The organism is Streptomyces viridosporus T7A (genome assembly GCF_008704515.1).
In the GTDB taxonomy this organism is placed as follows: Bacteria; Actinomycetota; Actinomycetes; order Streptomycetales; family Streptomycetaceae; genus Streptomyces; species Streptomyces viridosporus.
Window position 1 is genome coordinate 6,401,539 of record NZ_CP023700.1, and the last position, 13,175, is coordinate 6,414,713.

Here is a 13,175-nt window from a genome sequence, read left to right on the forward strand (position 1 = left end):
CTACGGCAGGAGGGCGGTGCCGGGGAGGAGGACCCTGCAAATATGCCTCATCCGTAACCCGTTGGGGCGGCAGTGCGCGGATCCCCAGCGCCCGCCGCCGACGCCCGGTACCTGCCGAGCGCCGGGGCGGTCGAGCGGGGGAGGAGGTCGCGGGGGTCGTCCGGGAGGAGGACGTCCACCTCGGCGTCGTCCGCGAAACGGTACGGGCGGTGCTCCAGGAGGCCGCCGAGGTAGCGCCGGACCCGGGACATCTCCGCACGCACCGTCACCCTGCGGGCCGGGTCGCCGAAGACGTCCTGCGCGAGGCCGGCGGCGCTGCGGCCGGCGCGGTGCACGGCCAGCAGGTACAGCAACTCGGCGTGCCGGGGACTCAGTTCCCGCGTCCACGGGCCCGCGCCGCCGGACACCTCCACCGACCAGCGGCGCGGCCCCCTGAGGTCCAGCACGATCCGGGTCGCGTCGCGCGCCGCCGGTTCGTCCGCCGCCCGCACCAGCCAGCCCCCGGCCAGCGGCTCCAACGAGCACGGCCCCAGCGCGGGCAGCCACCGGGTCCCGGCCGGCACCGACTCGGGCAGCGTCAGCCGTCGTACGTACGGCATCCCCGTGACCGCGGCCGTCCACCCGTGCCGGTCCGTCACCAGCGCACGCCCGTCGATCCGGGCCAGCACCGGCGCCGCCACCGCGCGCAGCCGTTCCAGCGACTCCAGGTGCATCTCCCGCAACCGCGCCTCGGCCAGCTTGGCCACCGAGTCGACCCAGGCCAGCGTGGCCGGGTGCATCGTCTCCAGCGGCCCGCTCACGTCCACCACGCCGATCAGCCGCCCGTCCCGGGGGTCCGTGATCGGCGCCCCGGCACAGGTCCAGGCGGCGTGCGAGCGCACGAAGTGCTCGGAGGCGAAGACCTGCACCGGACGCCGGGCCACCGCCGGGGTGCCCACCCCGTTGGTGCCGACGACGTCCTCGCGCCAGTCCGCGCCGACCTCGAAGCCCAGCCCGTCGGCCTTGCGCAGCACCGGCGCGCTGCCCTCCCGCCACAGCACCCGGCCCTCCTCGTCGGCCACCACCATGATGTGGTGGGCGACGTCCGCGACCGACAGCAGCCCCTCCCGCAGCACCGGCAGCACGTGCCGCAGCCGGGAGGACTCCCGCCGCCGCCGCACCTCCTCGCGGGACAGCAGCTCGCTGCGGACGTCGCGGTCCGGATCGACGCCCCGGCGCAGCATCCGCTCCCAGGACTGCCCGATCACCGGGCGGGGGGCCACGGGCGCGCGCTGTCCGGCGAGCGCGGCGGAGCGGACCTCGCTCAGCACCCGGGCCGCACGCGTCGTGTCGACGGCGGCCAGGTGCGCCACGTCCATCGGCGAGAGCGCCACCGGTCCTCCCGGGGGATGGGATCGGAGGCCGACCGCCCGGACGACCTGCCGGCCGCACCCCCGAGATCCGTTCTGACTGTCGGTCTCATCCTGCCGTGTGCCCCCGACGGACACGTTCAGTACGGGCACGGCGGCAGCAAGTTGCAACCCCCTGCAACCCTGGTGGACGGGCCCGCTCTGCCCGAAGCTTGAGCAACGCCGTCCCGAGCGGCGCTCACGGCTCGCAAGAGGCCCGTGTGGCGGGGGTGGTGCCGTGTCGGCGCAGCACCACCCCCGCGTCGCACCGCCGTCTCAGGACACCGGCCGGGCCCGCTCCACCACCGACGCCAGATCGAGGGTGTGCGGCAGCGTCCCGAAGGCCGCGCCCCCGTCGCCGCCCAGCCGCGCCGCACAGAACGCGTCCGCCACCTGCGGCGGGGCGAACCGCACCAGCAGGGAGCCCTGGAGCACCAGCGCCAGCCGCTCCACCAGCCGCCGCGCCCGCCCCTCGACGCCCTCCAGATCGGCCAGTTCGGTCAGCAGGTCCTTGATCGCGCCGTCCAGCCGGTGGTCCGCCCCGCGCGCCTGCCCGACCTCCCGCAGGTACGCGTCCAGCGCCGCCGGCTCCCGGCGCAGCGCCCGCAGCACGTCCAGCGCCTGGACGTTGCCCGCGCCCTCCCAGATCGAGTTCAGCGGCGACTCCCGCACCAGCCGGGGCAGCCCCGACTCCTCGACGTACCCGTTGCCGCCCAGGCACTCCGCCGCCTCCACCGCCACCGGGGGGCACCGCTTGGTCACCCAGTACTTGGCCGCCGGCACCGCGATCCGCAGCAGCGCCCGCTCCTGCTCCCCGCCGTCGTCGTACGCCGCGGCGAGCCGCAGCCCCAGCGCGGTGGCCGCCTCCGACTCCAGCGCGAGGTCGGCCAGGACGTTGCGCATCAGCGGCTTGTCGACGAGCTTCCCGCCGAACGCCTCGCGGTACGTGCAGTGGTGGACCGCCTGCGCCACGGCCTGCCGCATCAGCCCCGCCGAGCCCAGCACGCAGTCGAGCCGGGTCGCCGCCACCATCCCGATGACGGTGCGCACCCCGCGCCCCTCCTCCCCGACCCGGCGCGCCCACGTCCCGTCGAACTCGACCTCGGCGGAGGCGTTGGACCGGTTGCCCAGCTTGTCCTTGAGCCGCTGGAGGAGGAACACGTTGCGCGTGCCGTCCGCCAGCACGCGCGGCACCAGGAAGCAGGTGAGGCCCCCGGGCGCCTGGGCCAGCACCAGGAAGGCGTCCGACATGGGCGCCGAACAGAACCACTTGTGCCCGGTCAGCTCGTACGCGCCGTCCTCGGCCAGCGGCCGGGCCGTCGTCGTGTTCGCCCGCACGTCGCTGCCGCCCTGCTTCTCCGTCATCCCCATCCCGAACAGGACACCGGGCTTGAGGTGGGCGGGCCGCAGGGTGCGGTCGTAGATCACCGAGGTCAGCAGGGGTTCCCACTCCGTCGCCAGGGCCGGGTCCGTGCGCAGGGCGGGGACCGCCGCGTGGGTCATCGACAGCGGACAGCAGGTGCCCGCCTCCACCTGCGTCCACATCAGGAACGCCGCCGCCCGCCGCACGTGCCCGCCCGGCCGCCCCCAGGCCGCCGTCAGCCCCGCCGAGACGCCCTTGCCGAGCAGCCGGTGCCAGGCCGGGTGGAAGTCGACCTCGTCGATCCGGTGACCGTAGCGGTCGTGGGTGCGCAGCCGCGGCGGATGCTCGTCGGCCTGGACCCCCCACTCCTGGACCTGGGCGGACCCGGCGGTCCGCCCGAGCCCCGACAGCTCGGCCAGCGCCTCGTCCCGCACCTCCGGCCCCAGGTGCCGCCCGACCGCCTCCGCCAGGGCCCGGTCGGCGCCGAACACGTCGTACTGCACCAGCGGCGGAGCCTGGTTGGTCACGGTGTGCGTGGTGCGTGCCATGCGTCGAACGTACCCCGCGGCAAGCGTGCCGCACCCGGTGACTCCGCCTGAGGGTGAGTGCGACCAGGCACGACGGATACCTTTAGGACGTGCAGCCAGCAAGTGAACCCCCCGACGAGATCTCCGGCCGACTCCACCGGGCCCGGGCCCTCTATCGGAACGTCTCCAAACGCAGGACCGCCTGGCTGCTGCTCAAGGACACCGTCAATTCGTGCATGGAGTACCGCATCCTGGGCCTGGCGGCCGAGGCGGCGTTCTTCACGCTGCTGTCGGTGCCCCCGCTGCTGCTCAGCCTGATCGGCCTGCTCGGCTACGTCGACGCCTGGACCGGCGCCGACACCATCCAGAGCGTGCAGCGCAATCTCCTGGACGCCTCCCGTACGGTGCTGTCCGACCGGGGCGTGAAGGAGATCGCGGAGCCGATCCTGCGGGACGTGACCAAAGGGGGCCGGCCCGACGTCATCTCCCTCGGCTTCCTGATCGCCGTGTGGTCGGGCTCCCGCGCGGTGAACGTCTTCATCGACACCATCACCGTCATGTACGGCCTCGACGGGGTGCGGGGCATCGTCAAGACCCGGCTGCTGGCCTTCCTGCTGTTCATCGTGGCCCTGCTGATCGGGTCGGTCGCGCTGCCGCTGATGGTGGCCGGCCCGGACGCGGTCGTCCGGATCGTGCCCTGGTCGACGACGCTCGTCCAGATCCTGTACTGGCCGGTCGTGATCCTGCTGTCCGTCGCCTTCCTGACCACGCTGTACCACGTCTCGGTGCCCGTGCGCTCCCCGTGGATCGAGGACGTGCCCGGCGCACTGGTCGCCCTCGCCATGTGGGTGCTGGGCAGCTTCCTGCTGCGGCTCTACCTGACCAGCACGGTCGAGGGCCCCACCATCTACGGATCCCTCGCGGCCCCCGTCGCCGTGCTGCTGTGGATCGGCGTGTCCGCGTTCGCCGTCCTCGTCGGCGCCGCGGTCAACGCCGCCATCGACCGGGTCTGGCCGGCCGCGGCGACGGCCGCGGCCCGCGAGGCCAACGAGCGGGTCCGCCAGGCCCAGGTCGCCGAGTACGTCGCCCGCACCGCCGCCGCGGCCGACGAGGCCGACCCCGACATGCCCGCCGAGTTCCCCGAGCGCTGGTCCCGCTTCCTGCCGCCGGAGGACGTCACGGCGCGGCTGCGCGCCCACCACGCGAAGAGCACCCACCCGAAGAACGGGGAGGAACCGCCGGACGAGGAGCAGTGAGGCGCCGGCTCCCCGCCCCCCTCGTCCTCCGTGCCGCGCGCCTCCTGTGCCGTGCCGCCCGGTGAAGTACCGCGCGCCGCGAGGGGACGTCGTCGAACGGGGCCCGTCCCCCTGAGCCCGCGTCTACGCTGCCTGCATGGACGCTCTCACCGGCCTGCTGGAGGGCCCTCGCGCGCGGGGCGCGTTCATGATCAGGGCGTGTTTCGACCCGCCGTGGGCGGTCCGCGTGGAGGACGAGGCCCCGCTGACGGTGATGCTGGTGGCCCGCGGCGAGGCGTGGATCCTGCCGGACCGGGGCGAACGGCTCCGCCTGGGCCCCGGCGACCTCGCCGTCGCGCGCGGTCCGGACCCCTACACCTGCGCCGACGCCCCCGGCACGGCACCCCGGGCGCTGATCCTGCCGGGCGGGGAGTGCCATCACCCCGACGGCCTCCCCCTCAACGGGGTCATGGACCTCGGCGTCCGCACCTGGGGCGACCGGCCGGACGGCGGGACGGTGATGCTGATCGGCACCTACCGGATGCGGGGCGAGATCGGCGGCCGGCTGCTGGACGCCCTGCCGCCGCTGCTCTCCCTCACCGCCGACATGTGGGACTGCCCGCTCACCCCGCTCCTCGCGGAGGAGGTCGTGCGCGACGCGCCCGGTCAGGAGGTCGTCCTGGACCGGCTGCTCGACCTGCTGGTCATCGCCGCGCTGCGGGCCTGGTTCGCCCGGCCGGAGGCGGAGCCGCCCGCCTGGTACCGGGCCCGGGCGGACCCGGTGGTGGGCCCGGTGCTGCGCCTGCTGCAGGACGAACCCGCGCACCCCTGGACGGTCGCCGCGCTCGCCGCGAAGGCCGGGGTCTCCCGCGCGGCCCTGGCCCGCCGCTTCACGGAACTCGTCGGCGAACCCCCGATGACGTACCTCACCGGCTGGCGCCTCGCCCTCGCCGCGGACCGGCTGCGCGACACCGACGACACGATCGGCGCGATCGCCCGCCGGGTCGGCTACGGCAGCGCGTTCGCCCTGTCGACGGCCTTCAAGCGGACCTACGGGGTCAGCCCGCAGGAGTGGCGGACGCGGGCGGCCTGAGCGTTCCCCCGCGAACGGTGCCGCTGCGCGGGGATTCGGGCCGCGGCCGGCGCGGCCCCGGTACCGAAGGCCGTGGGGCGGCCGCGGGGCGAGGCGGCGTTCGGGACCACCTCGGCGGGGCCCGGCGCCGGCGCCGTCGCCCGGAACACGTCGCAGGCCCCCGTGCGCACCGGCCGGGACCGCCGGCGCCGCCGGGCCGCACGCCCGGGGGCGTAGCCTGGCGGACGTGTACAGCGAACGGGCGTCGCGGCTGACGGGAGCGGTCGTGTGGACCAACACCCCGTCCGGGACCGAGGGGGGCCGGGTGCTGCCCGACGGCTGCATGGACCTCCTCTGGCACGAGGGGCGCCTGCTGGTCGCCGGCCCCGACACCCGCGCGCACCTCACCGAGGGGCCGCCGAGCACCTGGGCGGGCATCCGCTTCGGTCCCGGCACGGCCCCCGCCCTGCTCGGCGTCCCCGCACACGAACTGCGCGACCGCCGCGTCGACCTGGCGGACCTGTGGCCGGCGGCCGACGTGCGCCGCATGACCGCCCGGGTGAACGCGGCGGACGACCCGGCACGCGGCCTGGAGGACCTGGCCCTGCGCCGGGCCGCGGAAACCACCCCTCCCGACCCCGTGCTGGGCCGCATCGTGACCGCCCTGGACGCCGGCCGCCCGGTCGCCGCGGCCGCCGACGGACTCGGCCTGAGCGCCCGCCAGCTGCACCGCCGTTCGCTGGCCGCGTTCGGCTACGGCCCCAAGACCCTGGCCCGCATCCTCCGGCTGCGCCGCGCCCTGGCCCTGGCCCGCTCGGGCACCCCGTTCGCGGAGACGGCCGCCCGGACCGGCTACGCGGACCAGGCCCACCTGTCCCGCGAGGTACGGGACCTGACGGGGCTGCCGCTGGGCGAGCTACTGGCCGCCCGCGGCTAGCGGAGCGAACAGATCGACCCCGTTCCCGTCCGGGTCGAGCACCACCGCGTACCGCTGGCCCCACACGGCGTCCCACGGCTTCAGCTCCCCGTGGTGTCCACCGGCGACCAACTCCTCGTACAGGGCGTCCACCTCCTGCGGACCGTCGCACCGCAGGGCGAGGGAGGCGCGCCCGCCGCCGGTGGGCGCCCGCCACCCGGCGTGGAACGACCGGACCACGTCCTCGGTGTCCAACAGCAACCGCAGCCCGCCGGGCAGCTCCGCCTCCGCGTGCCCCTGCTCCTCGGCGCCCTCGGGGAACGCGAACCCGAGCCGGCGGTAGAAGGCGACGGAGGCGGCCATGTCGGAGACGACCAGCCCGATGGCATCGAATCGTGCACTCATACGGCCACCGTAGGGACGCTTCGCCGACGCGGTCTTGAAGAAACCGGACACCGGCGGCCCGCGTCCGCTTGGATGGGCGCATGATCCCTACCGTGCGTTCGCTGCCGCTGTTGCTGCTCGCCCCGCTGCTGCTCACCGCCTGCGGCAGTGAGCGGAGCGGGCAGGGGGAGACACGGGACGACGGCGCCCCCACCGCCGAACTCGTCGCCCGCGCCGGTGCGCTGGGCATCGCCCCGGAGCTCGTCTACGTCACCGGGGCCCCCGGCTTCACGCTCGCCCGGCAGTCCGTCGGGGTGTACGGCGGGGACGGCTTCTCCGCCACGTACGTCTCGCGGCAGGAGGGCGGGCAGCTGCGGCTGTACGTCGACCGGGGCACCATGTCCGCCGCCGAGTGCGCCGCGGGGCAGCAGATGTGCGAGTTGGTGGAGGAGGGAGTCTGGTACCGCTCCGGACGGGGGGCGCACGAGTACGCCGTCGTGAAGGAGGACCACGTCGTACGGCTCGAGGGCGATGCGGACGTCTCCCGCGACGTCCTGCACGAGGCGGCGCGGGAGGCTCACCGGCCGTCCGGTGAGGAGGTCACCGAGCTGCTGCCGCCCGCGCCCGCCGACGACGGCGCGGCGCCGACCGGACCCGTCGAGCGCGGCGATCTGCCGCCGGCCGGTGACGGGGCGCCCCGCAACGACGTGGACGCGGGCGGCTGAGGGTGCGGGCCGGCCGGCGCGGGCCCGGGCGCACGTCCGCCCCCGCGCTCCTCGTCCACACCCGCACCACCGACTACCGGCACGACTCCATCCCGGCCGGCGTCGCCGCCCTGCGCGCCCTCGGCGGCTTCGACGTCGACACCACCGAGGACCCCGCCGCCTTCGAGGAGCCGCTGGACGGCCGGTACGCCGCCGTCGTGTTCCTGTCCACCAGCGGCGAGGTGCTCACCCCGGCCGGACGGGAGCGGCTCGCGGCGTACGTCGAGGCGGGCGGCGGGTTCGTCGGGGTGCACGCCGCCGCCTGCACCGAGTACGACTGGCCGTACTACGGCGAGCTGCTCGGCGCCCGCTTCGACCGGCACCCGGCCCACCAGCCGGGACGCGCCGTGGTCGAGGACCGCGACCACCCGGCGACCCGGCACCTGCCGCCGGTGTGGGAGTTCACCGACGAGTGGTACGACTTCCGCACCACTCCGCGTCCCACCGCGCGGGTCCTCGTCTCCGCCGACGAGTCGTCGTACGACGGCGGCGGCATGGGTGACGACCACCCGCTGGCCTGGTGCCGCGAACAGGGCGCCGGGCGGGTCTTCTACACCGCGTTCGGGCACGCCGCCGAGGCCTACGACGACCCCGCCTTCCGCGCCCACCTGCACGGCGGGATCACCTGGGCGGCCGCGCCGCGCCCCTAGGAGGCGGAATCGCCCGTGCGGTGGGCCGCCGGAACGGGGCCGGCTTCCGTGGCGGCCCCCGCGCCGGACGAAGTGATCACCTCGGAGCGGCGGCCGTCCCGGTTCAGGAGGCCGCCCGTGAGGGCGAGGCCGAGGCCGGCCAGGGCGAGCGCGGCACCGACCAGGGCGGGGGAGGTCCAGCCCCAGCCCGCCGAGAGGGCCAGGCCGCCGAGCCAGGCGCCGCCCGCGTTGGCCAGGTTGAAGGCGGAGTGGTTGGAGGCCGCCGCCATCGTCGGGGCGTCCTTCGCCTTGGCCATGAGCAGCATCTGGACGGGCGTGGTGATGAAGGAGCCCAGCGCACCGATGAAGGTGATCGTCACCAGGGCGGGCACGGTGCTGTGGACGGTGAAGGAGAACGTCACCAGCGCCGCGGCGAGCAGGGCGAGCCCCGCGTACAGCGTCGGGCGCAGGGCGCGGTCCGTCAGGGGGCCCGCGACCAGCGTGCCGAGCGTCATGCCGACGCCGTAGAGCGCGAGGACCAGGGTGGTCGAGGAGTCGGAGAGGCCCGTCACCTCCGTCAGGATGGGCACCAGGTAGCTGTAGACGGCGAAGAAGCCGCCGAATCCCACCACGGCGACGGCCAGGCCGATCGCGACCTGCCGGTTGCCCATCGCCCGCAGCTCGTGCCGGATGCCGGACTGCCGGCCGCGGGGCTGGTGGGGCACGAAGAGGGCCAGCGCGGCGAGGGCGACGAGACCGATGACGGCGATCGCGAGGTAGGCGGACCGCCAGCCCAGCTGCTGGCCGAGGGCCGTGCCGGCCGGGACGCCGACGATGTTCGCGACGGTGAGACCGAGGAACATCCTCGAGACGGCGCGTGCGGCCCGTTCGGGGGCGACCAGCCGGGAGGCCACGACGGCGCCGACGCCGAACAGCGCCCCGTGCGGCAGCCCGGTCAGGAAACGCGCGCCGAAGAGCAGGCCGAAGCCGGGGGCGAGCGCGGACGCGACGTTGCCGACCACGAACAACCCGGACAGGAGCAGCAACAGCCGCTTGTGGGGTACGCGCGCACCGATGCCCGTCAGCAGGGGGGCGCCGACGACCACCCCGAGCGCGTAGGCCGAGACGAGGTTGCCGGCGTCCGGTACGGAGACGCCGACCCCGTCGGCGATCTGGGGCAGCAGCCCCATCGTGGCGAACTCGGTCGTGCCGAGGCCGAACGCGACGACGGCCAGGGCCAGCAGAGCCAGTGGCATGGTGCGGAGGAACCTTTCGAAGACAGCGGGCCGGGATCGGGGGAGAGGGGAGGACCGAGGTCGTCCCCGGCTCTCGTGGCCGGTCGCGCTGAGCACCGTTGCCCGACGCGCCCAGGGCAGGGCAAGCCCACGAGGAGTGGAGCAAGAGCGGCGCGCCGCGCATTCCAAGATCGGGCCCGCACCGCCGTGACCTGTGTCACGCCGTACCGGGCGGGGTCTCATCGGCCGGATCCCGCCCCCGGCCGGGCGTCGCGGCGCGGCCGTACCGGGGCACGGCGCCGTCCGTCAGCCGTGAGCGCCCGGACGGGACCCGGGAGGCGCCGTGCTCGAGCGTTCCACCAGGCGCGTCGACAGTTCCGTGCGGGTGCTCTCCGGGCGGTGGCCGTCCGCCATGCGCAGGAGCAGGCGCAGCGCCGTCGCCGCCATCTCGGAGCGCGGCCGGCGAACGGTCGTCAGGGCGGGCGTGAGCCAGCGGGCCTCCGGGAGGTCGTCGAAGCCGACCACGCTCAGGTCGTCCGGGACGCGCAGGCCCCGCTCGGCCAGGGCCCCGTAGACGCCGGGCGCCATCCGGTCCGAGCAGACGAAGACGGCCGTGGGCGGCTCGGGCAGGTCGAGGAGTTCACGCGTGCGGTGGCGGGCCGCGGCCGCGTCGTGCGCGGCGTGCCGGACGTACTCGGCGCGGTGCCGCGCGCCCGCCGCGACGAGGGCCGAGTGGTAGCCGGCGAGCCGCGCGTCGCCGGACGCCGTGGACCGTTCGCCGGTGATGACGGCGATGCGTCCGTGGCCCAGGGACAGCAGGTGCTCCGTCGCCGTCACTGCGCCCTGCCAGTTCGCCGCGCCCACCGAGACGACGTCCGCCGGGGGGTCGAGGACCGGATCGATCACCACGAAGGGGATGCGGTGCTGCTCCAGCCACCTGCGCTGCGGCGCGCTCGGCCCGGTCAGATGGAACAGCACCCCGGACGAGCCGCGCACGACGAGCCGGTCCAGCCAGCTCCGCTCCGGACCGTCGGGGCGGCCGCGGCGGGTGGCCGTGGAGACCACGATCTCCAGGCCCGCGTCGTGCGCCGCCTCCTCCGCGCCGTGCAGCACCGCCCCCGAACCCGACTCCTCCAGCGACGGCACCACGAGATCCACCAGGTGCGGCATCCTCCCGTCGCCGAACCGGGGTCTTCTGACGTACCCCAGGCGGTTCAGTGCCTCGGTGACGCGGCGGCGGGTCTCCGGGGCCACGTCCTGGCGGCCGTTGACCACCTTGGACGCGGTCGGCACCGACACCCCCGCCTCGCGGGCCACGACCGCGAGCGTCGGCCCGGCCGCCGTGCTCGCACTGCCCGTACGGGCCATCGGAGATCCCACCCCTCCCGCGGATAGAAAGCGCTTCCTACTCTAGAACCGGCCGACACTTCCGGGAAGGACGCGTACGGGTGCAGGGGAATACCGATGAGCACTGTGGTGCTCTTGTGCTACCGGCGAAGAGAGCCGGTGCGTGAGCACGGTGCGTCGAAGGGCTGGTGGGCACATGACGGCGGACCGGATGAACCCCGTGGCCAGGACGCCGTACGGAGCCGTGCGCGGCCGGTGGGAGCAGGACGTCGCCGCGTTCCGGGGCATCCCCTACGCCGCGCCCCCCTTCGGCCCCCGCAGATTCCGGCCGCCCGTCCCGCCGGAGCCGTGGGACGGCGTGCGCGACGCCGGGGCCTTCGGGCCGACGGCCCCGAAGCCGCCGTACTCCGAGGCCTTCGCGCGGTACCTGTCCGACCCGGTGGTGCCCGGCGACGACTGCCTCAACCTGAACGTGTGGACCCCGGACCCGTCCCCCAAAGCCCGGCTGCCGGTGTTCGTGTGGCTGCACGGCGGCGCCCTGACCAGGGGCTCCTCCGCCGTCCCCGTGTACGACGGGCGGACCTTCGCCCGCGACGGCGTGGTGTTCGTGTCGGTCAACTACCGCCTCGGCGTCGAGGGCTACGGCCTGTTCCCGGACGCCCCCGCCAACCCCGGCCTGCGCGACCAGCTCGCCGCCCTGCGCTGGGTCCACGAGGCGATCACGGCCTTCGGCGGCGACCCCGACCGCGTCACCCTGGGCGGCCAGTCCGCCGGGGCGATCAGCGCCGGCGCGCTCGTCGCCGCCCCGCAGACCCGGGGGCTGGTCCGGCGGGCGGTCCTGCAGAGCGGCCCGCCGGAGGCGACCGACCGGGACAAGGTGCGGCGAGTGGTCCGCCGCATGGCGAACCGGCTGAAGGTCCCCGCCACCGCCGAGGCCTTCGCCGCCGTCGACCGCGGGCACCTGCTCCGCGTCCAGGCCGACGTCGGCCGGCTCGGCAGCCCGCTGCTCGGCGGCCCCGCCTTCGGCATCGTCATCGACGACGACCTCGTCCCGCGCGACCCCCTGGAGGCGCTGACGGACGGCGCGGCCCCCGGTGTCGGGTTCCTGACCGGCTGGACCCGCGACGAGTACCGGCTCTGGCTCGTCCCCGGCGGCCTCCTGGACCGCGTCGACCGCCTCGGCGCGGTCGCCCTGGCCGGCGCGATGGCCCGCTGCCGCTGCGGCAGCGAGGTCCCGCGCGGCTACCGCGCCCTGCACCCGGAGGCCGGCACCGCCGAGATCGTCGGGCAGATGGTCACCGACCACCTGCTTCGCCTCCCGCTGCACCGCCTCGCCGACGGCCGCACGGAACCGTCGTACGTCTACGAGTTCGCCTGGCCGTCCGGCCGGCCCCGCCTCGGGGCCTGCCACGCCCTGGAACTGGGCTTCGTCTTCGACAGCGGGGACGAGCCCGACGCCCGCAAACTCGCCGGCGAGGGCGCGCCGCGGGAACTGGCCGAGGCGATGCACGGGGCGTGGGTGCGTTTCGTCTCCGACGGTTCGCCCGGGTGGGAGCGGTGGGACGCCGGACACCCCGTCCGGGTCTTCGGCGACGGCGAGCCGCACCTCGCCCACGGCCCCCGGGACCGCGAACTCGCCCTGTGGACCGCGACCGCCACCGCCCCCGGGGAGCCCGCGCCCGCTTCGGCCCCGGAACTCCGGTCGGTGGTCCGCCGACTGCGCCGCAGCGGTGCGCTCCGCCGGAGCTGAGGGGGAGGGGACCGTGGGTCCGGCGCCGGGACGCTGTTCCCCGACCTGCGGCACCGGGCGGTACGGCGGCCCGGCACCCGGGGGGAGCGCGGGCCGGGACGGTGGCCGCCGACGGGGGAGCGCCCGAGGAGGCGCGCCACCGGAAAGCGCGGTGCCGCGCGCCCGTCAGGCGTCGAAGCGGCGGCGCGCGTCCTCGATCTGACCGAGGTACCGGTGGGTCCAGCCGCACAGGGCGTCGACCGTGGCGCGCAGGGCCCGGCCCGGTTCGGTGAGGGTGTACTCGACCCGCGGCGGCACGGTGGGGTGCACCTTCCGGCTGACCAGACCGTTGCGCTCCAGCATGCGCAGGTTCTGGGTGAGCATCTTGTGGCTGACGCCCTCGACCTCGTCGCGCAGTTCGCTGAAGCGCAGGGTGCGCTCGCCGAGCGCCTCGATGATCAGGAGCGCCCACTTGTTGGCGACGTCCGAGAAGATCTCCCGCGCCAGGGAGTCCGCGCGCCTCAGGTCGGCGTCCTCGGGCAGACCCTCGAGCAGCTGCTTGGTCACCATGAGGTTCCCCTGTCAC

12 protein-coding genes are annotated in these 13,175 nt (G+C 75.4%); 6 read left to right on the plus strand and 6 right to left on the minus strand.

Features of this window, described 5'->3' with window-relative positions:
• Positions 1-47: 47 nt before the first annotated feature.
• Together CP969_RS29500 and CP969_RS29505 are read right to left on the minus strand one after the other, a co-directional pair.
• Positions 48-1,358, minus strand: coding sequence for a GAF domain-containing protein (locus tag CP969_RS29500; protein WP_004981813.1), 1,311 nt, complete (start codon positions 1,356-1,358; stop codon positions 48-50).
• A gap of 306 nt (positions 1,359-1,664) precedes the next feature.
• Complete coding sequence (locus CP969_RS29505) at positions 1,665-3,299, minus strand: acyl-CoA dehydrogenase family protein (RefSeq protein WP_016824131.1); 1,635 nt, start codon at positions 3,297-3,299, stop codon at positions 1,665-1,667.
• Positions 3,300-3,388: 89 nt separating this feature from the next.
• Here CP969_RS29505 and CP969_RS29510 point away from each other — a divergent pair, with 89 nt between their 5' ends.
• The 3 genes from CP969_RS29510 to CP969_RS29520 all read left to right on the plus strand — a co-directional run bounded on the left by CP969_RS29510 (position 3,389) and on the right by CP969_RS29520 (position 6,522).
• Positions 3,389-4,534: a YihY/virulence factor BrkB family protein gene (locus CP969_RS29510; protein ID WP_016824130.1), complete on the plus strand. Its 1,146-nt coding sequence runs from the start codon at positions 3,389-3,391 to the stop codon at positions 4,532-4,534.
• A 136-nt stretch (positions 4,535-4,670) separates the two neighbouring features.
• Positions 4,671-5,606 (plus strand): AraC family transcriptional regulator, encoded by a 936-nt coding sequence (locus CP969_RS29515; protein WP_016824129.1) that lies wholly within the window; start codon positions 4,671-4,673, stop codon positions 5,604-5,606.
• Positions 5,607-5,832: 226 nt separating this feature from the next.
• On the plus strand, positions 5,833-6,522 hold the full coding sequence (locus CP969_RS29520) for a helix-turn-helix domain-containing protein (RefSeq protein ID WP_016824127.1): 690 nt from the start codon (positions 5,833-5,835) through the stop codon (positions 6,520-6,522).
• Here CP969_RS29520 and CP969_RS29525 read toward each other — a convergent pair.
• Positions 6,502-6,906: a VOC family protein gene (locus CP969_RS29525; protein ID WP_004981803.1), complete on the minus strand. Its 405-nt coding sequence runs from the start codon at positions 6,904-6,906 to the stop codon at positions 6,502-6,504. The genes CP969_RS29520 and CP969_RS29525 overlap by 21 nt on opposite strands.
• An 80-nt stretch (positions 6,907-6,986) precedes the next feature.
• Here CP969_RS29525 and CP969_RS29530 point away from each other — a divergent pair, with 80 nt between their 5' ends.
• Together CP969_RS29530 and CP969_RS29535 are read left to right on the plus strand one after the other, a co-directional pair.
• Complete coding sequence (locus CP969_RS29530; protein WP_026084786.1) at positions 6,987-7,610, plus strand: hypothetical protein; 624 nt, start codon at positions 6,987-6,989, stop codon at positions 7,608-7,610.
• A 2-nt stretch (positions 7,611-7,612) separates the two neighbouring features.
• Positions 7,613-8,299 carry a ThuA domain-containing protein gene (locus tag CP969_RS29535; protein WP_016824124.1) on the plus strand — a complete coding sequence of 229 codons (687 nt, stop codon included), beginning with the start codon at positions 7,613-7,615 and terminating at the stop codon, positions 8,297-8,299.
• On the opposite strand, the gene CP969_RS29540 is transcribed toward CP969_RS29535, so the two are convergent.
• Positions 8,296-9,534, minus strand: a complete 1,239-nt coding sequence (locus CP969_RS29540; RefSeq protein WP_004981795.1) for an MFS transporter — start codon at positions 9,532-9,534, stop codon at positions 8,296-8,298. The genes CP969_RS29535 and CP969_RS29540 overlap by 4 nt on opposite strands.
• A 285-nt stretch (positions 9,535-9,819) precedes the next feature.
• A complete protein-coding gene (locus CP969_RS29545; RefSeq protein ID WP_016824123.1) occupies positions 9,820-10,881 on the minus strand; it encodes a LacI family DNA-binding transcriptional regulator in 1,062 nt (353 codons plus the stop codon).
• Positions 10,882-11,056: 175 nt separating this feature from the next.
• Between CP969_RS29545 and CP969_RS29550 the strand changes: the two genes are divergently transcribed.
• Entirely contained in the window at positions 11,057-12,610 is a 1,554-nt protein-coding gene (locus tag CP969_RS29550; protein ID WP_016824122.1) for a carboxylesterase/lipase family protein, read from the plus strand.
• Between the two features lie 165 nt (positions 12,611-12,775).
• Here the strand turns inward: CP969_RS29550 and CP969_RS29555 are convergent, their stop codons facing one another.
• The gene (locus tag CP969_RS29555) at positions 12,776-13,159 is read right to left on the minus strand and encodes a winged helix-turn-helix transcriptional regulator (protein WP_016824121.1); all 384 of its coding nucleotides are present in this window, start codon (positions 13,157-13,159) and stop codon (positions 12,776-12,778) included.
• Between the last annotated feature and the right edge of the window lie 16 nt (positions 13,160-13,175).